This window comes from Shimia sp. NS0008-38b (assembly GCF_040370365.1).
Classification (GTDB): Bacteria; Pseudomonadota; Alphaproteobacteria; order Rhodobacterales; family Rhodobacteraceae; genus Shimia.
In genome coordinates this window covers 451,677-476,747 of the sequence record NZ_BAABWQ010000001.1, presented here as the reverse complement: position 1 = coordinate 476,747, position 25,071 = coordinate 451,677, and the positions used below count along the sequence as shown (strand labels likewise).

Annotated in this window: 21 protein-coding genes; 10 read left to right on the top strand and 11 right to left on the bottom strand. The window is 55.4% G+C overall.

The features are described 5' to 3' along the window. Window positions 1-10: 10 nt before the first annotated feature. Complete coding sequence (locus ABWV47_RS02285; RefSeq protein WP_353308223.1) at window positions 11-997, bottom strand: ABC transporter ATP-binding protein; 987 nt, start codon at window positions 995-997, stop codon at window positions 11-13. Between the two features lie 261 nt (window positions 998-1,258). Between ABWV47_RS02285 and ABWV47_RS02280 the strand changes: the two genes are divergently transcribed. Both ABWV47_RS02280 and ABWV47_RS02275 read left to right on the top strand, forming a co-directional pair. Then, complete coding sequence (locus tag ABWV47_RS02280) at window positions 1,259-1,978, top strand: GntR family transcriptional regulator (RefSeq protein ID WP_353308222.1); 720 nt, start codon at window positions 1,259-1,261, stop codon at window positions 1,976-1,978. 380 nt (window positions 1,979-2,358) lie between these two features. Further along, a complete protein-coding gene (locus ABWV47_RS02275) occupies window positions 2,359-3,510 on the top strand; it encodes a lytic murein transglycosylase (RefSeq protein WP_353308221.1) in 1,152 nt (383 codons plus the stop codon). A gap of 87 nt (window positions 3,511-3,597) precedes the next feature. On the opposite strand, the gene ABWV47_RS02270 is transcribed toward ABWV47_RS02275, so the two are convergent. After that, window positions 3,598-4,491 carry a fructose bisphosphate aldolase gene (locus ABWV47_RS02270; protein WP_353308220.1) on the bottom strand — a complete coding sequence of 298 codons (894 nt, stop codon included), beginning with the start codon at window positions 4,489-4,491 and terminating at the stop codon, window positions 3,598-3,600. A gap of 151 nt (window positions 4,492-4,642) precedes the next feature. Continuing rightward, the gene (locus tag ABWV47_RS02265) at window positions 4,643-5,833 is read right to left on the bottom strand and encodes a phosphoglycerate kinase (protein WP_353308219.1); all 1,191 of its coding nucleotides are present in this window, start codon (window positions 5,831-5,833) and stop codon (window positions 4,643-4,645) included. Window positions 5,834-5,961: 128 nt separating this feature from the next. On the opposite strand from ABWV47_RS02265, the gene ABWV47_RS02260 reads away from it, so the two are divergent. The 3 genes from ABWV47_RS02260 (at window position 5,962) to ABWV47_RS02250 (ending at window position 9,902) form a co-directional block, all read left to right on the top strand. Next, window positions 5,962-6,474 carry a peptidylprolyl isomerase gene (locus tag ABWV47_RS02260; protein WP_353308218.1) on the top strand — a complete coding sequence of 171 codons (513 nt, stop codon included), beginning with the start codon at window positions 5,962-5,964 and terminating at the stop codon, window positions 6,472-6,474. Beyond that, window positions 6,467-7,015 (top strand): peptidylprolyl isomerase, encoded by a 549-nt coding sequence (locus tag ABWV47_RS02255; protein ID WP_353309559.1) that lies wholly within the window; start codon window positions 6,467-6,469, stop codon window positions 7,013-7,015. The genes ABWV47_RS02260 and ABWV47_RS02255 overlap by 8 nt, the downstream gene beginning before the upstream one ends. 508 nt (window positions 7,016-7,523) lie before the next feature. Beyond that, a complete protein-coding gene (locus ABWV47_RS02250; RefSeq protein WP_353308217.1) occupies window positions 7,524-9,902 on the top strand; it encodes a methyl-accepting chemotaxis protein in 2,379 nt (792 codons plus the stop codon). A gap of 229 nt (window positions 9,903-10,131) precedes the next feature. Here ABWV47_RS02250 and ABWV47_RS02245 read toward each other — a convergent pair whose 3' ends face one another. Further along, the gene (locus tag ABWV47_RS02245; protein WP_502959677.1) at window positions 10,132-11,313 is read right to left on the bottom strand and encodes a class I SAM-dependent methyltransferase; all 1,182 of its coding nucleotides are present in this window, start codon (window positions 11,311-11,313) and stop codon (window positions 10,132-10,134) included. Window positions 11,314-11,551: 238 nt separating this feature from the next. Here ABWV47_RS02245 and ABWV47_RS02240 point away from each other — a divergent pair, with 238 nt between their 5' ends. Continuing rightward, complete coding sequence (locus tag ABWV47_RS02240; protein WP_353309553.1) at window positions 11,552-12,487, top strand: DUF3179 domain-containing protein; 936 nt, start codon at window positions 11,552-11,554, stop codon at window positions 12,485-12,487. Window positions 12,488-12,525: 38 nt separating this feature from the next. Here ABWV47_RS02240 and ABWV47_RS02235 read toward each other — a convergent pair whose 3' ends face one another. Next, window positions 12,526-12,840: a hypothetical protein gene (locus ABWV47_RS02235; protein WP_353308216.1), complete on the bottom strand. Its 315-nt coding sequence runs from the start codon at window positions 12,838-12,840 to the stop codon at window positions 12,526-12,528. 75 nt (window positions 12,841-12,915) lie between these two features. Here ABWV47_RS02235 and ABWV47_RS02230 point away from each other — a divergent pair, with 75 nt between their 5' ends. Beyond that, a complete protein-coding gene (locus ABWV47_RS02230; protein ID WP_353308215.1) occupies window positions 12,916-13,665 on the top strand; it encodes a helix-turn-helix transcriptional regulator in 750 nt (249 codons plus the stop codon). Here the strand turns inward: ABWV47_RS02230 and aqpZ are convergent. The 6 genes from aqpZ to ABWV47_RS02200 all read right to left on the bottom strand — a co-directional run bounded on the left by aqpZ (window position 13,662) and on the right by ABWV47_RS02200 (window position 19,022). Further along, complete coding sequence (gene aqpZ / locus ABWV47_RS02225; protein WP_353308214.1) at window positions 13,662-14,354, bottom strand: aquaporin Z; 693 nt, start codon at window positions 14,352-14,354, stop codon at window positions 13,662-13,664. The genes ABWV47_RS02230 and aqpZ overlap by 4 nt on opposite strands. Window positions 14,355-14,474: 120 nt before the next feature. Then, window positions 14,475-15,065 carry a hypothetical protein gene (locus ABWV47_RS02220; RefSeq protein WP_353308213.1) on the bottom strand — a complete coding sequence of 197 codons (591 nt, stop codon included), beginning with the start codon at window positions 15,063-15,065 and terminating at the stop codon, window positions 14,475-14,477. Between the two features lie 298 nt (window positions 15,066-15,363). Beyond that, on the bottom strand, window positions 15,364-15,900 hold the full coding sequence (locus tag ABWV47_RS02215; protein ID WP_353308212.1) for a bactofilin family protein: 537 nt from the start codon (window positions 15,898-15,900) through the stop codon (window positions 15,364-15,366). Between the two features lie 263 nt (window positions 15,901-16,163). Continuing rightward, on the bottom strand, window positions 16,164-17,477 hold the full coding sequence (locus tag ABWV47_RS02210; RefSeq protein ID WP_353308211.1) for a DUF5930 domain-containing protein: 1,314 nt from the start codon (window positions 17,475-17,477) through the stop codon (window positions 16,164-16,166). A 225-nt stretch (window positions 17,478-17,702) separates the two neighbouring features. Further along, on the bottom strand, window positions 17,703-18,533 hold the full coding sequence (locus ABWV47_RS02205) for a ferritin-like domain-containing protein (RefSeq protein ID WP_353308210.1): 831 nt from the start codon (window positions 18,531-18,533) through the stop codon (window positions 17,703-17,705). Window positions 18,534-18,560: 27 nt separating this feature from the next. Next, complete coding sequence (locus ABWV47_RS02200) at window positions 18,561-19,022, bottom strand: peroxiredoxin (protein ID WP_353308209.1); 462 nt, start codon at window positions 19,020-19,022, stop codon at window positions 18,561-18,563. A 212-nt stretch (window positions 19,023-19,234) separates the two neighbouring features. On the opposite strand from ABWV47_RS02200, the gene ABWV47_RS02195 reads away from it, so the two are divergent. From ABWV47_RS02195 to ABWV47_RS02185, 3 genes are all read left to right on the top strand, one after another. Beyond that, window positions 19,235-22,525: a hypothetical protein gene (locus tag ABWV47_RS02195; RefSeq protein WP_353308208.1), complete on the top strand. Its 3,291-nt coding sequence runs from the start codon at window positions 19,235-19,237 to the stop codon at window positions 22,523-22,525. Between the two features lie 14 nt (window positions 22,526-22,539). Continuing rightward, window positions 22,540-23,586 carry a tRNA preQ1(34) S-adenosylmethionine ribosyltransferase-isomerase QueA gene (gene queA, locus ABWV47_RS02190; protein WP_353308207.1) on the top strand — a complete coding sequence of 349 codons (1,047 nt, stop codon included), beginning with the start codon at window positions 22,540-22,542 and terminating at the stop codon, window positions 23,584-23,586. A 104-nt stretch (window positions 23,587-23,690) separates the two neighbouring features. Beyond that, window positions 23,691-24,956 (top strand): MFS transporter, encoded by a 1,266-nt coding sequence (locus tag ABWV47_RS02185; RefSeq protein WP_353308206.1) that lies wholly within the window; start codon window positions 23,691-23,693, stop codon window positions 24,954-24,956. Window positions 24,957-25,071 lie beyond the last annotated feature (115 nt).

Genomic DNA, 25,071 nt, shown 5'->3' with positions numbered 1-25,071 from the left:
GCGCCGCAGTTCATGCGGTCAGTTTGTGTTGATTGGATGTGTCCCAATTCAGTCCGATGCGCTCACCGGGGTGGTGTGGTGCGGAAAGGAAGGTGGTATCGGGTATCAATGCGGTCATTTCCTGATCGCCAGTGATCTGCGCGGACAGTGATACGTGTGTGCCTTGATACTCGACGGACGTTACATGACCCTCGATGTGGCCTTTATCAGGAGCGGTCACCTGCACCGCATCGCTTCGGATCGCAAAATGCCCTGAAGGCAAAGCAACGACGTTATGGCCGCCCATAAATTTTGCGACAAATCGGGTTTTGGGAGCGTTGAAAATCTCTCTTGCGGAAGCAGCCTGTTCAATCACGGCGTTGTTCATCACAATGATGTCGTCGGCCAGTGCGAGCGCCTCGTCCTGACCATGTGTCACGTGAATAAAGCTGATGCCCAGTTCTTTCTGAAGCTTGCGCAGCTCGCTGCGCATCCGGACCCGCAAGAAGGGATCCAAAGCAGACAATGGCTCGTCCAACAAAAGCACCTGGGGTCTGGTGATCAAGGCCCGTGCAAGCGCGACGCGTTGCTGTTGACCCCCGGAAAGCTGATCCGGCATCCGGTCCGCGAGATCTGTCAGGTCAACAAGCTCAAGCATCTCCCGCGCTTGATTTTGGCGGGTGACCTTATCGGTGCCTTGCATTTTGAGGCTAAAGGCGACGTTGTCTAAGACGCTTAAGTGCGGGAACAAAGCGTAGTTCTGAAACATCATTGCAGTTCCACGCTTCGCAGGGGGCAGATTTGAGATGTCGCGCCCGGCCAGCAGGATCGAACCGTCGCTGACGCTTTCATGGCCTGCAATCATGCGAAGGGTCGAAGATTTCCCGCAACCAGACGGACCCAATAAACATGTGTAGCTTGCGGGTCTGAACCGGTAGCTGATGGCGTCGACGGCGACAGTCGCGCCATAGCGCTTTGTCACGGAAACGAATTCCAAATCTTCAACAGCAGCGTTCATTCAGGCCCCCAAAAAGTTCACGTCTCTCACGTAAGAACAGTCAATTCTTGAGGCTGAACCTCAGGCAATGATTCAAGGGGGGCAAATGGACCCTCACGTCAGTGAATGGGTGAAAATTGCGCGGTCTCAGGCCGGGTTGCTCAGTTGTTGTGCACAAAATTGTATACAATAGGCAATCAAATTGCCGATGATATCATCTGAGTTGTCCTACAGCTGCGACTCTGGCAAGGAGTGAAGCAAGAGAAAGGAAAGGCCAAAATTATGCCCACCTCGGGAGTTTCAAAAGAACGACCATATAATAGTGAGTCAATTGCCGCAGGGCTGTCGCTGGCGATACACGAACACCGCCTTGCCCCCGGTACCAAGCTTGGTGAAGATGATCTTTCCGATATCTACGGCGTCTCTCGAACAACAGTGCGTACGGCTCTACAGTCGCTTTCCCACCAACAAGTGGTTGAGATAAAACGCAATCGAGGAGCCTTTGTCGCCCAACCAAGTCTGACTGAGGCGCATGAAGTGTTTGAGGCGAGGGAGCTGCTTGAGCCACGCACCGCCAAAAGCGCGGCGCGGAACGCCACGGCTGACGATGTTGCATTGCTAACGGACCATATCGTTCAGGAACATGCTGCTATGGACGCAGGAGATCGCGGGCGTGCCTTGTATCTGTCTGGGAAGTTCCACTTGGAGATTGCGCGGATCGCAAACCAAAAAACGATCGCGGATATGATCAACGTATTGATTGCGCGCTCGTCCCTCATCATTGCTTTGTATTGGCGGAGAGAGAGTGCGCTTTGTGAAAGTCACGCACACCACGCGTTGATCAAATCTATTGCGGATGGTGATGGTGTTCTAAGTGAAGAGTTGATGCAAAGCCATCTGGTTGATCTGCATTCTGCACTTAACCTGCACGATTTGCCAGCGGTTGAGCAGGATCTAAAAACGATGTTGTTGGGCCCGGCACAGATCTTAAAATCAACTTGAGATGATTGGGTTTGACGGTTCGACTGTCAGAGTGGCGAGACAGACTGCGTAGCGCTCCATTGTGAATTTCAGAGGAATGCGCGGGCGTTAGCCGACATTGAGACCAGCACAGTGAAGGGCCGAAGTATTGCGCAACGCGTTGGCGCCGGGTCTTCAGTGGACCTTTTCTTTTCACCGTTTTTGCAGGGTGTTTGGGGCGCTTTGGGTTTTCGAAATTTTCCCAAGCAACGTGACTTGTCATACATGGCGTAAGCGGTCTCGGCGCGCGCATGCGGGTCTCTTCGCGGGCACAAGCTCTGTTGGTGATTTCCGCTCTCGCTCCTTGCGTTTTTCTCTGTCAAAGTCCCTCCAAAGAAACTTGGAAAACGAGGGTAGTGGTAATGATTATGTCGCGTCGAAATGTGGTGCTCGGGCTCTCGGCTCTAACGCTTGCAGCCTGTCAAAGTCGGTTGAGCACGTCCTCGGGGTCTTCCGCTCCGACGCCTCAGGGTTTGCCTGCGGATCTGCGGCCACAGGCCAACAACGACTACGCGGCATGGGTCGCCAGCTTTCGGGGTCGTGCGCTGAGCAAAGGCATCACGGAAGCGACGCTGAATTCCGCGTTTCGCAACACGGGATATCTGCCCGGTGTCATTACACGAGATCGCAACCAAACGGAGTTCACCCGCACGCTAGAAGATTACTTGTCTATTGCTGCCTCTGATGAACGCATTGCCAAAGGACGTGCGGCCTTCGCAAAGCACAACAGCACGCTCAAGCGCCTGGAACAAAGCTACGGCGTGAATGCAGAAATCATCTGCGCCATTTGGGGACTCGAAAGCTACTACGGCGAACGTAAGGGCGACATTCCGGTGATTTCCGCCACCTCGACGTTGGCGTTTGATGGTCGGCGGGGAAGTTTCTATGAAAAACAGCTGATCGCGGCGCTCAAGATTCTGCAAAACGGCGATATAACTGTCGCCCGTATGACTGGCAGTTGGGCGGGTGCCATGGGGCACACGCAGTTTATTCCGACCAGCTATGAAGCTTTTGCAGTGGACTATACCGGCGATGGCCGCCGAGACATCTGGTCGGATGATCCGTCCGATGCGCTGGCCTCTACCGCCGCGTACCTGCAAAAGAATGGCTGGTCGCGTGGCACCAAATGGGGCTGGGAGTTGCGCCCCGGTGAGACCGCGTCGCGGGTGATCCAACCACAGGCTGGAGGACCGCGTTTTGCGGTGACGGGCAACTTTAATGCCATCAAGCGTTACAACAACTCCGACAGTTACGCGATTGGTGTGGGGCATCTTGCGGATCGCATCGGCGGGGCTGGCGCGCTGCGGACCCCGTTTCCGCCCGATCAATATGGATTGACCAAAGACGACCGCATCGCGTTGCAATCCCGCCTAACTTCGCGCGGATTTGATACCGGGGGCGCGGATGGGGTGTTGGGGCCCAAATCCCGCGCCGCGATCTCTGACTACCAGCGCAGTCTTGGAATTGATCCAACCGGAGACCCGTCCCAGGCGCTGCTTGCGTCGCTGGCGTAAGCCGTTGTCCGCCTGATCACCAAAGTCCGCGCGATCACCAAAAAAGCGCCCCAACAGGAGCGCTTTTTAAACCTTTGTCGCTGTGTCTTAGCCTGCAACGGAGGCTTGATATATGCCGTCGATGCTGTCGGCGATGGTGGCCGCGAAATCTTCATCCGTTTGTTGGGCTGAAAGACCTTCGGTCAAGGCACGCGAAAAGCTGGCGATCATACCGGTGTTTTGCGCCAGCTTGGCGTTGGCTTCTGCACGAGAATAGCCGCCTGACAGTGCGACAACCTTCATCACGCGCGGGTGGTCGACCAGCGTCTGATATTGATTGGCTTTGTTTGGCAAAGTCAGTTTGAGCATCACCTGTTGATCCTCCGGCAGCGCGTCGAGCGCGGCGGTCAGCTCTGCCAACAACAGGTCTTCGGCTTCAGCTTTGTCTGCAATGGAGATGGTGACTTCGGGTTCGATGATCGGCATCAGACCATGGCCGATGATTTGTTCGCCAATCATGAATTGTTGGGCCACAATGGCGCGAATGCCGGTTTCGTTGGCCGCGGAGATCACGGACCGCATCTTGGTGCCAAAAACGCCCTTGGATGCTGCGCGTTCGCACAGGGTGTCAAGCGCGGGCATCGGTTTCATCAGCTGAACGCCGTTTTCTTCGGCCTCAAGGCCTTTGTCTACTTTCAGGAACGGCACCACGCCGCGTTGTTCCCACATGTAGGTCGGTGTCGGCGTGCCGTCGATGTCACGGTCCATGGTCATTTCAAACAGGATTGCGCCGACCACTTTGTCGCCAGTAAAGGCAGGGGCCTGTGCGATGCGCGAGCGCATGCCGTGGATCAGGTCATACATCTCCGCGTCATTGCTGTAGGCGTCTTCTTCAATTCCATAAAGGCGCAGTGCTTTTGGTGTCGAACCACCAGATTGATCGAGCGCGGCAATGAAGCCTTGACCTGCGGAAATTTTTTCGGCTTGAGCGTGGTTTGACATATCTGTCCCCGGTCAAAAATTGGTTGTGAATAATGGGTTAAGAGCCCGTTGTGTCCGCTCTTAAAGGAGCGATCTACGGGTTTCAATTATGGTGGCGCTACCGACAATTAATTTGAGTCTCGGCTTAAATCAGCGCCACCAAAAGGGGCAATTATTGGTTCAGCGCTGCCACACCGGGCAGCTCTTTGCCTTCCATCCATTCCAGGAAGGCGCCACCTGCGGTGGAGATGTAGCTGAAGTCAGCTGCGGCGCCTGAGGCGTTGAGTGCGGCGACCGTGTCACCGCCGCCGGCGACGGACACCAAGTTGCCGGCTTTGGTCAATGCGGCGGCCTGAAGGGCGGCTGCGTCGGTTGCGGCATTAAACGGTTCGATCTCAAACGCGCCCATCGGGCCGTTCCAGATGAGGGTTTTGGAGGCTTCAAATACCTTTGCCACAGCGGCGACGGTGGCGGGGCCTGCATCCAAGATCATGGCGTCTGCCGGACAGGCGTCTGCGGCGACGGTTTCATTGGCGGCATTGGCGGCAAATTCGCGCGCCACAACCACGTCGGTGGGCAGCACGATGTTACAGCCAGCCGCCTGAGCCTTGGTGAGGATTTCAGACGCGGTGTTGGTCATGTCGTGTTCGGCAAGCGATTTGCCAACGTCGATGCCTTGCGCGGCCAAAAATGTGTTGGCCATGCCACCGCCAATCACAAGGTTGTCGACTTTGCTCACCAAGTTGCCCAGCAACTCAAGTTTGGTGGAGACTTTTGCGCCCCCAACCACAGCTGTGACCGGGCGCACGGGATTGGCCAATGCGCCTTCCAGTGCGGAGAGTTCTGCCTGCATCAAACGGCCAGCGCAGGCGGGGAGCGCCTTTGCAAGACCACATGTGGAGCTGTGGGCACGGTGAGCGGCGGAGAAGGCGTCGTTGCAAAAAATATCGCCAAGCGCGGCCATCTGTGCGGTCAGCTCTGTGTCATTTTTGGTTTCACCGGCGTGGAACCGAGTGTTTTCCAGCAGCAGGACCTGACCGTCCGCCATCGCGTCAATAGCTGCGGCCGCAGCCGGGCCAACGCAATCGGCCGCAAACATGACCGGAGCCTCAAAAGCGGCTTCCAATGCAGGGACGAGTTGTTGCAGAGACAGATCTGGCACGCGTTCGCCCTTTGGTCGGCCAAAATGCGCCAACAAGATGGGCTTGCCACCAGCTGCAAGGATATCACGCACCGTGGGCACGATCCGCTCGATGCGGGTGGCGTCGGTGACCACGCCGTCGGCCACAGGCACGTTGATGTCCACGCGGGTCAGCACACGTTTGCCGCCAAGGTCCATTTGATCGAGTGTCTTCCACGCCATGGTCGCAATCTCCTAAGAAAAAATGTTGTCGCATTCCTAGCGCACTGGGGGACAGGGTCAACGTTCTCTTGGCATTCGTGCGACAGATGATTAACTAGCTCTCAAGTTATTGTAAGAGGAGCCCACAAATGGCTGAGATCAAAGATCCCGAAAACACTATCCTGATGGAATTGACCAACGGCACTGTTGTGATTGAGCTGCTGCCAGACGTGGCACCGGGCCACGCAGAACGCATGAAAGAGCTGGCGCGCTCTGGCCAGTATGACAACGTTGCGTTTCACCGGGTGATCGACGGTTTCATGGCGCAGACAGGCGACGTGGCAAACGGCAACATGGAAAAAGACTTCAACCTGCGCAGCGCGGGCACTGGCGGATCTGATCTGCCGGACCTGAAAGCGGAATTCTCCAAGCTGCCACACGATCGCGGCACATTGGGTGCAGCACGCAGCCAGATGCCAGATTCCGCAAACAGCCAGTTCTTCATCAATTTCAAAGACAATCACTTCCTGAACGGTCAGTACACGGTTTATGGTCGTGTGATCGAAGGTATGGATCATGTGGACGCCATTGTGAAAGGTGAGCCGCCTGCAAACCCCGACCGTATGATCAGCGTGAAGGTGGCTGCCGATGTCGATGGTTAAACTCGCCGCAGCTTTTGCCTTGATGGCCGGCCCCGCGCTGGCCACCGGGCTTGAACTTGAAATCGCAGGTGAAGGTGCGAATGGCACCGTTGTGATCGATTTGTTTGAGGACGTTGCGCCCAAACATGTGGAGCAGATCACCGCACTGGCGGCCGCAGGTCAGTATGATGGCGTGGTGTTTCACCGCGTGATCGACGGCTTTATGGCACAAACAGGTGATGTCGAGTTTGGCAAAGTTGGTGGGAACATGAGCATGGCAGGCCGTGGCGGATCTGACCGGCCCGATTTGCCTGCTGAGTTCTCCGACATCAACTATGACCGTGGTGTGGTTGGGATGGCGCGCAGCCAAAACCCGAACTCTGCCAACAGTCAATTCTTTATCATGTTTGCCCCGGGTCCGTTTCTGAACGGGCAATATACGGTTGTGGGCAAAGTGACTGGCGGCATGGATGTGGTTGATTCCATCAAGCGCGGCGCGGGCCAAAATGGCGCCGTTGTTGGTGCGCCAGATATGATGAAAAAAGTCGTTGTAACCGACTGAACCTATCCGAATGAGCCAATTGGTCTCAAAATTTCTGACCTCGGATCACGCCAAGTTCTCACCCATTGCGGCCATGCCGCAGTGGGTGTTTTTTATGGAATAGCTTGCCGTGGGACGCACAAATTTTTCGCGTAAGTCCTTGTAAATTTTGTGGCCAATTTGACGGATAGAGAATGCTGCGATGACAAATTGGAGCTAGATCAGCTTAGGTAGGGAAATCATACATTTAGGATGTCGCATTGAGACACTTGGCGGTCGGATTTGCGCTGTTCTCATCGTCACATGACGCAAATTTTGGGGCGCATATCTGTGATATTTGATCGATTTGGATTTGGTTTTTTTGCGCGATGTTGGATTTGTATTTTACGCGCGGCAACATTTGATGAACATGCTAACTACCTGATTTGGCAGCTATTTCAGAAATCTCTTTAATACTATTTCAATTTTCAAAGGCCAGAACCTAGCCAACCTAGCCATTATTATAGCTACTATTCGGAAGGTGAAGACAATGAAATTTCGCGATATGAGGCTTGCATGGAAGCTGCCGCTGGCCATTGCTATTCCGGCTGTTGTGTTGGTTTCAATCACCAGCTTGACTCAGCTGCGACAAGCGGCCCGTGCGATCGAAAAAGACCATCAGCTCGCCTACGAGAGCTACATTCACGACAAACGCGACGCGGTTGAGCGTTGGCTGAATGACGGCAAGGTTGACGTGATTGCGATGGCCCAGAACTTTGGTGTCCGTACAGCCCTAACCGAATTTGATGCCGCTTGGGACGCATATGGGGATGGCGTCGCAGAGGACTTGCGCCGGCTGTATATTTCCGAGAACCCAAACCCAGCGGGTCAAAAGGATGAGTTGGACAAAGCACAAGACGGCTCTGATTGGTCGACGGTGCATGAACGTCACCATCCGGGCTTGCGTGCGCATCAACGGGCGCGCAACTATTATGACGTGTTCTTGTTCGATGTGGACGGAAACCTAGTCTATTCGGTGTATAAGGAAGACGACTTTGCGCTGGAGTTTAACTCAGGAAAATATGCCGACAGCGGTCTTGGAGAGGTGTTCCAGAAGGGCAACGTGCTCCAAGAAGGCGACTTCCACATAACGAATATTGACGCTTATGCACCCAGCGCGGATGCCCCAGCGATGTTCATGTCCTCACCGGTGTTTGTGAATGGTCAACGGCTGGGCGTCGTGGCGATCCAATTGCCGTTGGATGTGATGGAATACATCGTTGCGCATTCGGAGTTGTTGGGTGAGACAGGTGAAGTTTATCTGGTCGATGAGACCGGTCGTGCCTTGACCAATTCACGCCATGAGGGCGGATTCAAAGCGCTTGAACAGCTGCCGATGGTTGATCAGGTTGCCTTGGCCTTGTCTGGGCAGGAAGCACATTTTGAGCACACCACGGGTCTTGATGGGCACGATGTGATTGCTGAGACCGCTGACGTTTTGACGCCAACGGGTGCGCACTGGGGCATGGTTTTTGAAATTGACCGTTCTGAATCTATGCGCTTCATCAATCAGTCGATCATTATGGGACTGATCGAACTTGCAATCACAGGTTTGTTGCTGTGTGGGCTCGCGTGGTTCGCTCTGAGAGGTGCAATCAAGCGAATTACTCAAGTCGCAACCGAGATGGAAGAAATTGGCAAGGAAAACTACACTCAAGAGATTGTTGGGCGTGACCGCAAAGACGAGATTGGTGTGATTTCCAACACGCTGTCGGATGTGCAGGTTAAGTTGCGCGAGGGTGCTGAGGCCCAAGCACGTGAGGCAGAAGTACAAGAAGCCAATCAGCGGGTTGTGAACCAATTGAGTGCGGCGTTGACCAACTTGGCCAAAGGCGATTTCCGGGACCAGAAACTGGAAGCGTTCCCCGAAGAGCATGAGGTCCTGCGGACCAGTCTGAACAAGGCTGTTCACGGTCTCAGTGAGGTGGTGAACGCCGTGCGCGAAACCGCAGAAAGCATCAACCATGGCTCACAGGAAATTGCCGGATCTGCTGACGAGTTGGCGCATCGCACCGAAGCCCAAGCCGCGACGTTGGAGCAGACCGCGAACTCCCTAAACGGTGTGACCGAAGGGGTGCGCTCTGCTGCCGAAAACGTGGAAACCGTGGAGAAAACAGTTCAGATTGCGCGCGGCAAAGCGGAAGAGAGCGGCGAGGTGGTCAGCCAAGCGATTGAAGCGATGACGGAGATTGAACAGTCGTCCAACCAGATCAAGCAGACCATCAGCGTCATTGATGACATTGCGTTCCAGACCAACCTGTTGGCGTTGAATGCGGGGGTCGAAGCGGCCCGTGCAGGAGAAGCAGGACAAGGCTTTGCTGTTGTGGCCTCTGAAGTGCGCGGTTTGGCGTTGCGCTCAGCAGAAAGCGCAATGGAGATCAAAGCCCTGATTGAGTCCAGTGGCGAGCAGGTGGGCCGTGGCGTGAAGCTGGTCGGACGGACCGGTGAGGCGTTGACGACAATTGTGGGGCAGGTTCAGGATATCTCTGGATTGGTGGAACAGATCGCCCAATCCTCGCGCGAGCAGTCTGAAGCACTCACCGAGATCAGCTCGGGCATGACACAGTTGGATCAGGTGACGCAGGGCAACGCGGCCATGGTGGAAGAAAACACCGCTGCATCGCACATGTTGCGCACTGATGCTGACAAGCTGGTTGAGCACGTTGGACAGTTTAAGACCAACGAGGCGAAAGCGGTGCGCCCTGCCACCACATCCGCGGATGTCGAGGCAAAGAGCTCCGAAGACGAAGCGGACGCCGAATTTGTAGAGGTTGCCAAGGCGTCCAAAGCGGAGGCTCCGAAACCGAAACCGGCGGCACCCGTAGGACAGACTAAGATGGCTGCCAATGAGCAGTGGTCTGATTTCTAAGGTCAATTCAAATCTATGAAAGAAGCGGTCTCATTTGAGGCCGCTTTTTTTGTGTCGGGATGTCCCAGTGAAAGAATGTTCGGTCGCATGACGAGATGAGCGCAAAATGACTTTTTGGTCATCGGGCAGAGTCGAAAAAGCCCACCGCGGGGACACTGCGGTGGGCTTTTGGTTGGGCCTTGGTGCGGCAGTTTAGGTGCTTATCACCTGATAGAGCGCTTTGGCGTGGCTAAAGCTGTGCCTGTTTGTTGGCTTGAGGCATCGTGGCCCTGGAAGAGTTCCACATCACATTTGCCCCTGTTGGCGCCTCGATGATTGCCGGCGCTTTGATGCTCTCCACACATAGGCTCAGTTTGGTGGCATCATGCTGGGCCACAATGAGGACGGAGGTGTCGATGTCGGCCGGTGTGGCTTGGTCTAGCAGATAGGCTGTGCGGCCCCAGTGACCTTTTGACTGCAATCCATTGGACACGGAGATCCCCGGCGCCAGTTCCATCTCAAAGCTTACAAGCACCGCATGAATGGTGCCGTCTTGCAGGCATGGCAGCTCTGCGCTGGTGTGTTCCGGGAAAATGTTCGGGTTGGCGAAATCAAAGTGAAACAACGCTTTGGCCGGACCGAGCGCGCGCAACGGGCAGGCGGTGGCATCGTTTGGCGTGACCTGAGCCACTTTGGCAAAGTGGTGGAACGCGCTGAGATCGAAGCCTTCGGCAAGTTGAGGGCGCCACTGGGCCACCAATGCATCACTTTCCACCAGTTGCGCCATAAGCGTTCCGCGCTCCGGAATGGCGCGCGCGTTGGGTTTGGCCAACGTGGTCATCGCATGTTTGAGGGTGGCAAGTGCACCTTCCCCCAACAGGTTGCTGTCAACAATTTCTGACAGCACAACGTCGGCTTTCTCCGGGATATCTTCGCCAACGACAATATTGTGGGACCATTTGTTTATCACCGTGATGCGGTCGCTGAGGCCATTGGCGGCAATCACGCGTTTGGCGGCGGCAGCGATCAGGGGTTGATGCTCCACCGCATAGACGTGTTTTGCGCCTGCACGCGCTGCGAGCATTGCGGTGAGGCCTGCACCAGACCCGATATCGAGCACGATGTCGCCGTGTTGGACCTTGGCGGCAATGGCCTTGGCGTAGGCGCTGTTGCGGTCGGTGTCAGCCAGCATTGGAAAATGCCATCGCGGCACAAACATCTGGTTGAGCTGTTCGTTCAACAATTGCGCGTCATGATGATGTGGGACTTTGCTCAAGGCCTCTGACAGCAACCGAGATGTCATCAGACCACCGTCACTTAGAGGCTGGATTTGGGCTTGTTCCACAAGCGCGTCAGCCTCTGCTGCAATGTGCAGCGGAGATGCAGTGTCGGTGAATTCTGAAGTGGAGGCTGGCGTGTGTTTTTCTAACAACGTTTGGATTTCCTTTGGATAAAAAGCCACCGCTAAGCTTATTCTCGATCTGCATTTAATTTTGGTAAAAGTAGATGTTTTGACCTCTGAAAAATGGGTTGGTGCACCTTCGTTTGGGCTCACTTCTGCGTGTGTGGGGTGGACCGGTGGCGCCATTGGACGCAGTCTTACGGCAGCGCGGGAGGCAGGGCACATGGGACGAAGAGACATTTGGGCATGGCTTGGGACGCTTGGTCTGATGGTGATGGCCTCTGGGGCCGCTGGAGATCCGAGCTTCTGGAAGCATGAATGGCCAGAAACGGATTTCTCAAACACCACAGTTCCAAATTGGGTCGAAATCATGAGTGGTGGGCCGCCCAAAGATGGCATTCCGGCGCTCAGCGATCCTCAGTTCATTTGGGTTCATGAGGAAACCAGAATTGGTGACCGCGAACCGATTGTGGCGATAGAGATCGCGGGGGAGATCCCACGCGCCTATCCGATCCGCTATTTGATGTGGCATGAGATTGTGAATGACAGCGTTGCTGAGCGGCCGATTGCGGTGACGTTTTGCCCGCTGTGCAATTCGGCGATCACCTTTGATCGGACAGTCAAAGGGCGTGTATTGACCTTTGGGGTGTCCGGCAAACTGCGCAACAGCGATATGGTGATGTATGACCGCGAGACGCAGAGCTGGTGGCAGCAGGCGATGGGGCAGGGGATTGTTGGTGAGATGACCGGTGTCACGCTGACCACGCTGCCCACTTGGATGGAAAGCTGGGCGCAGTTTAAGGCGCGCAATCCCAATGGGTTGGTGATGGCGGAACCCGCCTACAATCGCGACTACGGGCGCAATCCTTATGTAAGCTATGACAGTTCCGCCCGACCGTTTCTTTACAGCGGCGAGAACCCACCTCATGGGGTTGCGCCCTTGGTGCGTGTGGTGCGGGTGGCGGATCGGGCTTGGCCGTTGACGCGACTGGCCAGCGTGGGGCGTGTGACGGAAGCAGGGGTCACGATCACATGGCAAGAGGGGCAGGCTTCGGCTTTGGATAAGGCCAATATTGGGCAGGGCAAAGAGGTTGGTTCGATCCGTGTGAAAGACAGCGCGGGCCATGATGTGCCGCACGATGTGATGTTCGCTTTTGCGTTTCACGCATTTTGGCCGGATGGGCAGTGGATGTTGGAGCCCTAGAAAGCGAGCCGGACGGATGTCCGGCCCGCTGGTATCGGTCAGTGGGTTTGTAGAGATACGTACATGTCCATGGGCGCCTCTGGATCAAAGTCCGAGAGATCCATGATGGAAAAAAACTCCGCGCAAACTGGGGACTTCATCTCTTTCTCCATGACGTCGGCCACATCGGCCTCGCTGCGAAACTGGACAATGTCCAGATAGGTCCCGTCGGGTGTGCGCACAAGTTCGCGGCGCAATACGCCCGGTTCATGTGCGACAAAATTCTGTTGGAATTTGGTTGAAGCGGCGAGCAGGTCAGCTTCCGTTTTACCTGGGGCCAGTTTCACGGGGGCAAGTATCGTGATGGGGGTCATGTTAGTGTCTCCTGTATCAAGTGTTCGTGGAGACTGTGTATTGTTTAATATGCCGTTTTATGTCCTATTTGTTTCATGACAAATATCGACACGCGCCCACGCGCAAACACCCAAGATCGCATGACGCGTTTGGAACGGTTGGCAGCACAGTTAAAAGGCGATGCGCCTTGTACGATTGAGGGTTTGGCGCTGGCACATGGCGTGAGCCGACGGACCATTGCGCGGGATTTGGAAATCATGCGTGAACAGGGCTTGCCCATTGAGGCGGAGCGCGGTCGTGGTGGCGGTGTGCGATTGGACGCCAACTGGGGGGTTGGGCGGCTCAACTTGAGCTATGCCGAGAGTGTGGATTTGTTGATCAGCCTGGCGGTGGCAGAGCAGATGAATTCGCCGCTGTTTCTGGCTCAGATGGGATCGGTGCGGCGGCAGTTGATCGGTTCGTTTTCGCGAGACAAACGGCGTGCAGTTGAGGGGATCAAGAACCGGATTTTGATTGGCGCTGCGGCGTCGGTGACGGTGCAGACGTCGCTTGAAGCGCCACAGAAACGCGTTGTTCAGCGTTTGCATCAGGCGTTTTTGTCCCAGAAAGACATGGAGATCACTTATCGGCGTGAAGATATGAGCGAGAGCGTGCGGGTGATCGAACCGCACTACCTGCTGCTCAATTTTCCGGTCTGGTATGTGTTGGCCTTTGATCATCTGCGACAGGAGCCGCGTACATTTCGCTGTGATCGGATTTTGGCCGCGACGGAAGGGTTTGAAACTTTTAAGTTGGCCCCGCTCAGCGCCTTTGAGGGGGCGCTGAGCGGAAACAACGTGATTTAGTCTTCTGACGGACTGCAGAGTTTCCACAGAACACCACCAAGCGCGCCACCGATCAGAGGGGCGACCCAGAACAGCCACAGCTGTGCCAACGCAGGACCGTCCGCAAACAGCGCCACGCCAGTGGAGCGGGCCGGGTTGACCGATGTGTTGGTGACCGGAATGGAGATCAGATGGATCAGGGTTAGGCCCAAGCCGATGGCAATAGGGGCAAAACCTGCTGGTGCACCCGATGATGTGGCCCCCAGAATGATGAAGAGGAACGCAGCGGTGAGCACAATCTCTATCACGAGGGCAGACATCATGGAGTAGCCCTGCGGTGATGCGTCACCGTAGCCATTGGAGGCAAATCCGCCAGCCCCGGCAAAGTCTGGGGCACCTGAGACAATGATGTAGAGCACAAGGGCGGCAACGATGGCGCCTGCCACCTGCGCAACCCAATATGGGATCAGGTCTTTGGCTTCAAAGCGGCCGCCAATCATCAGTCCAAGACTGACGGCAGGGTTGAAATGTCCGCCTGAGATATGACCGACCGCGTAGGCCATGGTCAGAACCGTCAGGCCAAAGGCGAAGCTGACGCCCAGCCAGCCGATGCCGACATCGGCAACACCCGCAGCCAGAACGGCACTGCCGCAACCGCCAAGCACAAGCCAGAATGTCCCAATAAATTCTGCAAAAAGTTTGTTGAACATATGAACCTCCAAAAGTCACACGCAGGACGGTAGGAGCGAAACTTCTCCAAAGAAAGGTTTTTTTGGATTGGAATTCCCCGGTGGGGAGGTCAATGCGACCTGCAATTGCGCCTGCAAGTGCTAGAGTTCGCAAGACACAGACACACCTCCGCTTAGTTTCGTCAATTCGCCATCGACAGAGACCGTTGTTTTTCCTTCGGCTCTCATACACTCGGTCACCACGTAGAATCCGAGACCCGTGAAACTTGTAACTGCTGCGAAGAGCATCCACCCGGCCAATGCAGGAAGCGGGTCATCCGTGAGGGTCACTGTCCCTCTAGATCCGTCCGAATTGTCGATGAGCGCATAGATGGTTTTCTCCACCTTCACGTCGTCGAATTCTGATGTATAGGTCGTTTGTGCTGTGACGGCGAGGCGCTCAGTCTGTTCAATGTATTCATCCAATGAAGGGGCCGTTTCCCTTCCTGCTGTTTGGATTTGGAGTTCTAGTGCGGATTGTGATCCATCCGATAGTAGTAAAACACCGGTAAGGACCAAGAGTCCGTCCTCGTTTGTCTGGGTCTCCGCACCGGCGATCACGCTGGTTGTGACCACCTGTTCGCCGCTCTCAACCCGTACAGATTCAGCCGTAATAAACCGATTGTCAGCGCGTAAGACCACCGGCTGAAAGATGATAGAGAACGATAAAAGAGCTAAAACAAAGGAACGCATGTTGCCTCCAAAACTGATTAACAAAAACTGACACGAGTACAAAATTCTCGTTTGCCACTCAAAAAACTATACGGGTGCAATCGAATTTCGGTCAACTCTCTCGCACATTGGAAAGGTGATATGACTTGGCGAGCGGTCATTTAATCTGTTCAAGGTGCCGCAAAGGGCCGAGAGCCTGGTGCTGATTTGGCGCTGTACATTGGCGCTGAGGCACACCCACGACACTTGAGGTCATGCCACAAAAATGCCGCTGCACTCAATCGAGCGCAGCGGCAAAAATTGGTCCGTTGCGGACGCTTTATTTCGCTGGTTTGGCCGTTGGTGTTGCCGCAGCTGGTGCTGGTGCCGCTTTGGGCGCCGGGGCAGCTTTGCCAACGGTCAGTGGATCGTCCTGACGCTGAACAGAGCCTTCAAAATGTGCACCGCTTTCAATGGCGATGGTCTTGTGAATGATGTCGCCTTCAACACGGGCCGTGGACGTCAGACGTACTTTGAGGCCACGTACACGACCAACAATACGACCATTGACCACCACGTCATCAGCAATGACTTCGCCTTTGATCGTTGCCGTTTCGCCAACGGTCAGCAGATGCGCACGGATGTCACCTTCGACGGTGCCTTCAACCTGAATGTCACCGGTGGTTTTCATGTTGCCAGATACGTGCAGATCAGAGGACAGCACGGATGCAGGTGGCTTTGCTTTGGGCGCTGCGCTGCTTTTAAATTCGCTTGCCTTCGCCGGGGCCGCAGGGATACCGGCAGTGTCTGCTGCCGCAGGTCTCGCGGGGGCATCGGTTTTGGGTGCAGGTTCGTTGATTTTGCTCTTAGAAAACATCTGTTCCAGCCTTCGTCCTTGCTTTCATCGGGTTCAGACCCGCGCGTTTGAGTATTGTGTACGGCCTTGCGTGCGTCCGCGCAAGCCGGTTTAGGGACAGTACCGCCGTGCTGGGCGGAGACGTGCCGGGGTGTCGCCCGTACATTAAGCAATTTGCTCCTACTGCTCGTAAAACGACGTGATCGTCACTCACTCTATTTGGTGAGAGCTTGGAGTGTTTGGCCCATGTCATTTGTATCGTCAAAACACACGCGGCTCCGCGCCTAGAAAACGCTTTCGCCAGCGCGGATGAATTTCATTGGGTTGATTGCCCGCCCATTCACACGCACCTCATAGTGCAGATGTGTTCCCGTGGACCGGCCGGAGTTACCCATATCCCCAATGCGGTCGCCGCGGTTGACCCTTTGACCAACCTTCACGCTGATCTTGGCCAAATGTGCGTACCGGGTTTCGATGCCGTGGTCATGTTTGATTTTTATGAGGCGACCATAGCCAGACAGCCAGCCTGCGTGTGTCACCACACCTTCGGCAGTGGCGTGGATTGGCGTGCCGTAGCGCGCAGCGAAGTCCGTGCCTTTGTGCATCCGTCCCCACCGCATGCCGAAGCCTGAGGTATAGCGGAACGCGGATTTTAGCGGGTTGTCAAATGGGACGGTTTCCGCAGCGATGCGATACATGTTCAGCTGATCAAGCTGCTCCAGCAAATGATTTGTGCGGAGAGTTTCCGCTGTCAACTCTCCGCCTTTGGTGGAGAAGTTTAGGGGCATCATTGGGCCGCCCTGTCCCTGATAGCCGCGCCGCACCTCCGCCAACAGGCTGTCTGTGTCCAGACCTGCTGCGGTGAACATTTTGGTCAAAGGCTCGACCGAGACTGTCATCGCGTCTTCCAGTTGTCGGAAGATTTGATCGTTCTTCTCCTCCATCAGCAGCAGTTCACGCTCCATGTCATCAGCTGCTTTCAGCGCTTCTTGGGCATCCGCATAGACTTGATCTCTTTCCGCCGCGGTTTCGTTGAGTGCTGTGGAGAGCACATCTAACATATCGTTGCCCAACGGGGAGGAACCAATCAGCGCGGTTTGGGTTTCTGCGTCTGCTTGATCGCGCGCCTCAAGTTCCGCACGCGCCACTTCGCGCTCTTTCATCGTGCGGCGCAGGGTGGATTGGATCACTTCGATACCAGTTTCCAGTTCACGGCGGCGCGTTTCGGATTCCAAAAGTTGCGATTGCATCTCCGAAATTTGTGTCAACGCAGCGTTAAAGCGTGATTGTGCGGCCAATGCTTCGTCGGTACGGGCGTCGCGTTCGGAAGACAGATCATTCAGTCGTTGCTCATAGGTCAGCTGGTCACGCTTTGCTTGCTCGCGAAAGTTGCCAGAGCCGATGCTGTCCATCAATAAAATGGCGGTTGCAATAATGGCCCAGGCCACCATCACTGAGGCGCCGGTAAAGGCAACCAATTGTGTGCTCGGCCGCAGGCGGATGAACCGCGTATCGGTGTCTGATCTGAGGAAAAGCCGTCTTTCCGGGAAAAAGCGTTCGAGCAACGTATGCATCCGGATCGCGAGTCGTGTTCTCACGGAAGTATTCCTTGTTTTGTCCCATCCCGGAACTGCGCCATGTGGGGGTTCTCCCCGACACAATCCTGTCCCCGGCACTTGTTTCCCAGCGCCTTGGGCGAAAGGTTTAACCCTCAAGTGGATGTCGGGCAAGGTTTTTGACCTAAATTGCCCGACACGGCGAGAGGACCCGCCGACAACCAGCGGTTTGCCGCCTAACTTTGGTGAACTATGGCCGATCTGTCCCTAGCGGGCGTAAGCAGGGGGCTCTTCGTCTGAGAGTGGCCAATAGAAATCTGGCGGTAGCCCTGCGTCGGCCCGTTTTTCTTCATTAAACGGTGGTTTGAGCGCGCCGTGGAAATATTTTTGCACCAAAGCATGGAATTCGGCCTTTGGGTCCAGACCATGGCGGCCACAGAGGAAATTGAACCATTTGGAACCATAGGCCACATGACCAACTTCTTCGGCATAGATGACGCGCAGAGCTTCCAGAGTTTGCGTGTCTTTGGCGTTTTCAAAGATGCGGATCATGCCGGGTGTGACGTCAAGGCCACGGGCCTCTAAGACCATGGGCACCACCGCCAAACGCCCCATGAGGTCATCCACGGTATCTTCTGCGGCACGCCACATGCCTGCATGTGCTGGGAGCGCGCCATAAAAGCTGTCTTTCGCTTCAAGACTGTCACATATCAGGTTGAAATGATTTGATTCTTCAGATGCGGATTTGACCCAGTCATCGTAAAATCCAATCGGCATATCCACGTCAGTGAACCGCGCGATGATGTCCCAGTGCAGATCAACAGCGTTGAGTTCAATATGCGCCACAGCATGTAACATGGCGATGCGTCCCTGTGGGCTGCCGGGTTTGCGGCGCGGAACGTCACGGGGATTTAGGAGGTCTGGCTTGTCAGGGCGCGCCGGACGCAAGGGGGGCGCGGCTTGGCCAATCGGCAAGGGCGTGCCTGCAGCGCGCGCGGCAAACCAACTCTCGGCGTGGGCCTTTGAGATCGCGGTTTTTTGGCGACCATCAGCAGTGGTTAGAACTTCCACTGCCATCTCTGCGAGGGATTTTGTCATTGAAAGACTTTCTTACAGAGATTGGGCTTACAGAGATTGGGCGGCGGAAAGCACTTCTTCGGCGTGACCGTCCACCTTCACCTTGGGCCATGTGCGGGCAATTTTGCCTGTTGAATCGATCAGCACAGTGGCGCGGACAATGCCCATAAAGGTTTTACCATACATCTTTTTTTCTGCCCAAACGCCGTAGTCCTCGCAGACAGTGCCGTTTTCATCTGACAAAAGTGGGATGGTCAGCTCCTTCTTGGCGACAAATTTGTCGTGGCTGGCGAGGCTGTCTTTGGAGATGCCGAAAACCTGTACCCCGGCGTCGGCAAACTGCTGAACCAAGTGGGAAAAACCAATCGCTTCTTTGGTGCAACCGGGCGTGTTGTCTCGCGGGTAAAAAAACAGCACCACCGGAGAAGGTCGCAGAGCAGAAAGCGTGATATCGTTTCCTGAGGTGGAGGGGAGGGTGAAATCTGGTGCGATTGTGTCTGCGTCGATCATCGTTTTGCTCCTAAGCGGCCCTTTGCTCGGCCGAATGTGATCCGGCCTTGGGTCGGGCGAGTTCTACGGGTATAGTTTCGTCCACGAGCACCGCAATATCAGAACATACAGAGGCATCAACCCTGACGGAGAACGGCGATCATAGAACCGCGTCTGAGGGAAAAGCTGACACACCTGCAAAAGTCGTCGACGTTGAGCCGAGGGCGACCGAGGTGACAGGAAGCCCCGACACCGCAGAGGCGCACCCTGCGCGCCGGCCCAGACGTGGACGGCGTTTGGGAGTGGTTGCGTTGTTTAGCTTGATTGTGCCGGTGGCGGCGGTCGCCCTCTTGGTTTTTGCGATTAGTGGCACACCATGGGAGATGCCGGATTGGGCGCGGGCGCGCGTTGAAACCCTATTGAGTGCGCAATTGCAATCGTTTGATGTGTCCATTGATGGCGTTGCATTGGTGATCGAAGACGATTGGGATCCAAGCATTGAGCTTCGAGGGGTACAGGTGTTGCCGCCAGATGGCGGACCGATATCTTTGTCGTTGGTAACGGCGCGCCTTGCCTTTGCGCCGCTGCTGGATCGGCAGGTGGCATTTCGTGACGTGCGCGTGTCGGGTGTGACCCTAACGGTGCTGCGACAAGCGGATGGGTCTACGCGTATCGCCGTGGGGCAGGTCGCTGACTCAGGCGGGCTGCAGACCGATACCGATGCAACCCGATTTGGCGATCAGATCGAGAGTTACCTTGAGGCCCCAGTGCTTGCGCAATTGGACGCCTTTCGCGTCGAAGACGTGACCATTCGATTTGAGGATTTGCGCGAACGCCGCGCATGGACGGTTGATGGTGGGCAAATCACGTTGATGCGTGACGGCGATCGGGTGGATGTCTCTGCGCAAATGACGCTGTTGGCTGGTCGCAGCTACGCCAGTACCATTGAGGCGTCTCTGACCACGCGATTTGGCACATCTGAAACCGAATTTGGTTTTAGCTTTGAGGATCTTCCAAGCGAAGACATTGCTTCTCAGATTGTGGCACTAAGCTGGCTTGAAATTATGCGGGCCCCGATTTCGGGGGCATTGCGCGCCAATATCGACGCGGATGGCAACCTCGGCAACGTAAACGCGACGTTGCAAGTCAGTGATGGCATGTTGCAGCCGGGCGGCGAAGTGCGACCTGTGCCGTTTCAGGAGATGCGCAGTTATCTGACCTACGACCCCGAACGCCGAGCCATTCGCTTTGACGAGTTGTCAATCGACAGTGATTTGATGCGTGTTTCCGCATTTGGCGAGGCCTTCATGCGGGACTTTGAGCAAGGCGTGCCGGGTGAATTTTTGGTGCAGCTGACGCTGAATGAATTTCGTGCAAACCCGCGCAATCTGGACGATGACCCCATACGGCTGGAACGGAGTTTTGCTGATTTTCGGCTCAGACTTGACCCGTTCTCGCTGGATCTAGGCCAATTGGTGGTCCGGCAGGCAGATAACCAAATTGTGTTGAACGGCCATCTGGAGACAGATCAGGCGAATTGGAACTATGCGGTGAACGGGCATTTGGATGCGGTTGAGCCGGATGACGTTCTTGCCGTCTGGCCGAGAAGCTTCAAACACAAGCTGCGCAAGTGGATCGTCGAAAACGTGCACAAGGCGCATGTGCATGACGTTGACCTCGCGATCCGGTCCCGCGGCGCAGATGTGCCGGATGTGTATGTCGATTTTCAGTTTGCGGACACGGCTGTGCGGGCGGTCAAGACCATGCCGCCGATCATAGATGGCAGCGGATTTGGGGTTTTTCAGGACAACCAGCTGCATCTTGCGGTTGAGGAGGCTTTTGTTGAGGCTGAAGAAGGTGGGTTGATCGACGTCAGCGGCGCCAGCTTTGTGATTTTGAACACAAGATTGAAACAGTCTCCGGCGCTTGTGCGGGCCAAGGCCGTTGGCTCCATCACAGCGGTGCTCTCACTGTTGGATCGCGAGCCTTTGCGTCTGTTGTCTAAGGCCAATTTACCTGTGGACTTCGCGCCGGGCCGAGCGGAGCTCGAAGGGACAGTTGAGCTTGTTCTTAAAGACAATTTGCCAATTGAAGAGGTGCACTACGATGTGCGCGGGGATTTGCGAGATGTGGTGAGCGACCATTTTTTGCCAGGCAAAGAAATGCGTGGCGAATTCACCGTGCATGCGCGACCTGAGCGGGTCGATGTGGAGGGGGCTGGCTTTTTAGAGGACCTGCCGGTCACGGCTCATTGGCATATGCTGGGAGGGAAAGAAAACGCTGGCAACAGTTGGCTGAACGGCACGGCCGAGTTAAGCGAGACTGCGCTGGATGTGTTTGAGGTGGGTTTGCCTGACGGAACCGTGCAAGAGCGGGGCGAAATCGCCTATGATCTGGCCATCGCGAAAGACGTCCCGCCAGTGTTAGAGCTTCGCTCTGATCTGGTGGGTGTTCGGTTGTCGGCACCGCCGTTAGGTTGGAACAAGCAACCCGAGACACCGGGCACGCTTGAAATCGACATGACACTTGGGCCGCGCGCAGAGATTGACCGCGTTGTGTTGAAGACTCCGGGGCTTTCTGCTGAGGGGCGTGTCACGCTTGCGGAGAACGGCGGCTTAGGTGTTGCACAACTTGACAGTTTTGCTGTGGGCAGTTGGGCACGTGGTCAGGGGGAATTGCGCGGGCGCGGTTTTTCCGTACCGCCTGCGGTCATTGTCACAAGTGGGCGTTTGGACATGCGGGCGATGCCAAGCGCCAGCAGAGGCGGGTCGGGTGGCGATATGGGGCCGGTGTCTGCAACGGTGGATGAGGTGATCGTCACGGATACCATCAGGTTGGCGCCTGCGACGGCGGAGCTCACAAGTCAGAATGGGCGTTTGTCTGGCACGTTTTCAGGGAACTTCAATGGCGTGCCTTTTGTGCAGGGTACCTTCAGCCCGCACACGCATGGCAGCCGTATTCAGGTTCAATCCGATCAAGGTGGCCAAGTCGCGGTTCAGATGGGTTTTGTTGATGCCGCGACCAGAGGGCGGATGACATTGGATCTGATTCCGCGCGAACAGGCCGGACAATACGATGGCACCTTGAGCATGAAAGAGCTGAAGGTGCAGGATGTACCCGTTATTGCAGAGCTGTTGAACGCGATCAGCGTTGTGGGGCTGATAGAACAGCTGAGCGGACCCGGGTTGTTGTTCACGGATGTCTACTCGAAATTTCGCCTCACTCCGGAACGGTTGATTATTGGCGAGGGCAGCGCGGCAGGGCCATCGATAGGCTTGTCGGTTAATGGGACCTATAGTTTTGTGCAAAGCTGGTTTGATTTGCAGGGTACGATCTCTCCGCTGTATGCCGTCAACGTTCTGGGGCGGCCATTTTCTCGGCGCGGAGAGGGACTGATCGGATTTAACTACCGTATGCAGGGGCCATCGTCGCAACCAAAGGTGTCGGTCAATCCGCTATCAGCCTTGACGCCGGGCTTCTTTAGAGAGATTTTCCGCCGCCAACCCCCCGATCTCTCCAACTAACAATACAGGTTCTGATGCAGCTTTCTGATTTTGATTTTGATCTCCCGGAGTCCTTGATTGCAACCCGCCCGGCAGAGCCGCGCAGCGCCGCGCGTTTGTTGGTGGCAGAGGGAGACAAGATTACGGATGGGGTGGTCACAGATTTGTTGGACTGGCTGAATCCTGGGGATCGGCTGGTGCTAAACGACACCAAGGTGATCCCGGCGCGCTTGGCTGGATATCGCGTGCGCAGCGGACCTGAAGGCGAGACACAGGCGCGCATGGATGTGACCCTGCTAGAACCGCGTGCAGGGGGGGCTTGGGCGGCCTTGATCAAACCGTTGAAGAAAATTCGTGAAGAAGAAGAGATCGTTTTTGCCGCGGGTCTCAAAGCGCGTTTGCTGAGCAAAGCGGATGGACAGGGCGTGCTGCAATTTGATTTGGAAGGCGCGGACTTTGATGCTGCCTTAGAGGCGGCCGGTAAGATGCCCCTACCGCCCTATATTGCCGCCAAACGGGCCGCAGATGAGCGCGACAAGACTGACTATCAAACCGTTTGGGCCGCCCATTCAGGGGCTGTCGCCGCGCCAACCGCGTCGTTGCATTTTGATGAGGCGCTTTTGGCGGCTCTCAAGGAAAAAGGTGTGCTGCTGACACATGTGACGTTGCACGTCGGCGCGGGTACGTTTTTGCCGGTGAAAGTCGACAATGTCACGGATCACAAGATGCACGCAGAGTGGGGGCGGGTCACACAGCAAGCGGTTGATGAAATTGCCGCAACAAAGGCGTCAGGTGGGCGGGTGATTCCGGTGGGCACCACTGCTTTGCGCTTGATCGAGAGTGCGGCGGCAAGTGGCGCGATCGCGCCTTGGGAAGGTCCCACAGATATTTTCATTTATCCGGGTTTCACGTTTCATGTGGCTGATGCGCTGATGACAAATTTTCATTTGCCAAAATCCACCTTGATGATGCTTGTGAGCGCCTTATTGGGACAGGACCGCATTCGACGTGTCTATGATCACGCAATCTCAGAGAACTACAGATTCTTTTCTTACGGTGATGCGTCTTTGTTGATCCCATAGGGATTGCGCACCAACGTCCCAAAACGACACTCCTTTGTCGTGAACAAGTGCGCTGACCTGGTCTTGGATTTTGCAAATGGGTGCAAACGTGAAAAGGTTATATCATGGCGTCGTTTATCAAAGGGTCTTGGCCGCTGCTCTTGGGGATGTTGTTGCTGATGGTTGGCAACGGCATGCATGGCACGCTGCTTGGCATTCGTGGCGAGGTCGCGGGATTTTCCACTTTTGAGATGTCCATGGTGATGTCGGCCTATTTTCTGGGCTTTCTCGGTGGCAGCCGATTGGCACCGGAAATGATCCGTCGCGTGGGGCATGTGCGTGTCTTTGCGGCGCTAGGCTCAATGATCTCTGCGGTTTTGATCCTATTTCCCACTGTTGAGCATCCGATTGCTTGGATGTTGGGCCGCATCATTATGGGGCTGTGTTTTTCGGGCGTCTACGTCACCGCGGAAAGTTGGCTCAACAATGCGGCCACCAATGAAACACGAGGCAAAGCGCTGTCGCTTTACATGATCGTTCAGATGATCGGAATTATTACCGCACAGGGTATGATGACCGTGCCGGACAGCAGTGGGTTTCTGTTGTTTGTGATCCCATCTGTTCTGGTGTCGATTTCATTTGCACCAATTTTGCTATCGATTTCGCCAACACCAGCGTTTGAAACAACCAAACCAATGAGTTTGAAGGAATTGTTTCACAACTCCCCTTTGGGTGTGGTGGGCATGTTCTTGTTGGGTGGTGTCTTTGCAGCACAATTTGGCATGTCAGCCGTTTTTGCCACACGTGTTGGCCTGACCCTAAATGAGCTGAGTATCTTCATCGCGACGTTCTATGTCGGGGCGACTGTTTTTCAGTACCCGTTGGGGTGGCTGAGCGATCGTATGGATCGCCGCCAGTTGATTATGGTTGTTGCGGCGATTGGTACGGCGGGATCTGTGGCTGGCTTCCTTGCTGGGGATAACTTTTACCTTTTGCTGGTGTCTGCTTTGTTCATTGGCGGATTTTCCAACCCGCTTTATTCGATGCTGATTGCGCACACGAATGATTTTCTGGACATTGAGGATATGGCGGCGGCCTCAGGGGGACTGGTGTTTGTAAATGGGGTGGGAGCGATCGCCGGCCCGATTGTCATCGGACGTATGATGGACATTGTCGGGCCCAGTGGCTTCTTTATTTATGTGATCCTCCTTTTGGCTCTGTTGGGGGTCTATGCGGGGTACAGAACCACACGCCGCCCTGCAGCAGCGGTGGAAGACACCGGCAGCTTTACCGCCGTTATGCCAACGGCATCGGTCATGGCCGTCGAGTTCGCACAAGAGGTTGCAATCGAAACTGCGCTCGAAGAGGAGCAGGAAGCCGCCGCTGGCTGATTGGAATGTGGCATGTTAGCGCCCGATGTCGCGCCATATGACCGGCTGTTGCATTTTGTGACTTCTCATAGGCTTAGGCTTGTGTGTAACACTTCTGTAACAAGATCTCCTCGGG